The 1,647-nt window shown below is 38.5% G+C and carries 1 protein-coding gene and 2 pseudogenes; all 3 read left to right on the forward strand.

Annotated elements, in window-relative coordinates; genetic code table 11:
- Positions 1-823 (forward strand): annotated as a pseudogene (locus tag RTW80_RS24900) (hypothetical protein); the annotation flags it as partial.
- 336 nt (positions 824-1,159) lie between these two features.
- Positions 1,160-1,327 (forward strand): annotated as a pseudogene (locus RTW80_RS24905) (recombinase family protein); the annotation flags it as partial.
- A 223-nt stretch (positions 1,328-1,550) separates the two neighbouring features.
- The coding region (locus RTW80_RS24910) for an ATPase (RefSeq protein ID WP_219402551.1) at positions 1,551-1,647 on the forward strand (97 nt) is incomplete at its 3' end.

A 1,647-nucleotide genomic window follows, 5' to 3' on the forward strand; every position in this document is an offset into this window, starting at 1 on the left:
TGTTATTTTAGAAACGCCGCCAAATGTCTGTATGGAATCACGTAATTCATATGAAAACAAAATAGATGAGATTTCATCTTTGTCAGAGTCAAAGGAACACCCCATAGATATTCAAGAAAAAAAAGATGCGTTTGTGAATGAGTTCAAGGGGGTCTTATTTGATAAAAATACAAGGTCTTCAGAGCTTCTGTTTAATTTTTATGAGTGTTGCTATAAGTTTTTACCAAGAGCTCAGCCTCAAGATAAAATCGATAGCTATAATTCAGCACTGCAAGCTTTTTCCATTTTTTGTTCATCTACGTTGACACATAATAATATAGGCTTTGATTTCAAATTATTTCCTGAAGTCAAGCTGTCTGGAGAACATCTTGAAACGGTATTCAAATACAAAAATGGCGATGATGTCCGGGAGATAGCCAAAATTAACATTACTCTCCAAAAAGAAGAGGGTGGTTTATATAATTTACGTGGATTGGATTTTAAGGGGTGCTTCTTTTCTGGACAGAACTTCAGTAACTATGATATTCAATATGTGAACTGGGGAACGTCATTGTTTGATGTTGATACTCCGTGTATTTTTAATGCGCCTGCTTACAACAAGAGTAATGAAAAATCATTAAAACCTGTGAGCGAAAACGGTTTAAGTGGAGTATTGACTGATCGTAATAATAAAATAAAACTCATCACGGGCGTGGCACCATTCGATGATATTTTATTTATGGATGATGACTTTGATGATAGTTCCTCTGAGGATGATCCCGTTGAGAATAGTCCTGTTGTGACTAGTCCCGTTGTATCAAGTTCTAAAAGCAGTTTTCAATGATTAATAAATGGCAATTTTTACAAAGAGATAATACCGTAGATTGAAACAATATGTATTATTGATTGAGTAAACGGGATTATTCTTCACACTACATCCATTTTAGTGTCACTACCAAAGAAAAAGGGGCTACGTTTTCATGTAACCCCTTGATTTATTTGGTGGGCTGGCAGTGACTGAATTGGTGCTGTAATTGGTTGAAATATTTCATCTAATGTCTGGTTCAACTTTCCTTAGCTGCCTGAAAGTTTTTTGATCTTACCCAGCAATAACAGCGTTACGGTGCACCACGCCTGACTGAAGAACTGCGTGCTCAGGGTTACCACTTCAACGTAAAACCGTGGCAGGAGGTCCGGACTGAAAAAACTGGTCAGGACATCATCGGCAGGGAACGCACTGCTAGTCTGTAAACTGAACCGACTGGGGCGCAGTATGTGGCATCTTGTCGTGCTGTTGGAGGAGCTGTGCGAACGTGGTATTAACTTTCGTGCTCTGGCCCAATCTATATTTGCCCAACAATGGGGGGACGAATGCTGTAAAAGTAAAACAATCTGCGATCTCAAAGTTATTGTGTGATTTTTATGTGAGCAGAAGATATTCATCAGAAACGATTATGTAAATCATTTTATTTTGCCAACGGCCTCATTGTCGAAAGAAAAGAATACGCCCGTATTTCCTGAATGGATTGACTTTTTTATCCAACCACACTTCAGCGCACTGCGTTTAAAAAATGCCTCATTCTTATGCGGAATATCATCATTTCATCATGATGTCTTTGATGAGCGGTGAACACAATACACTTGCGCTGTCTCTTCAGGATGAATCCC

It is taken from the genome of Escherichia sp. AM3, from assembly GCF_032029835.1.
Lineage (GTDB): Bacteria > Pseudomonadota > Gammaproteobacteria > Enterobacterales > Enterobacteriaceae > Escherichia > Escherichia coli.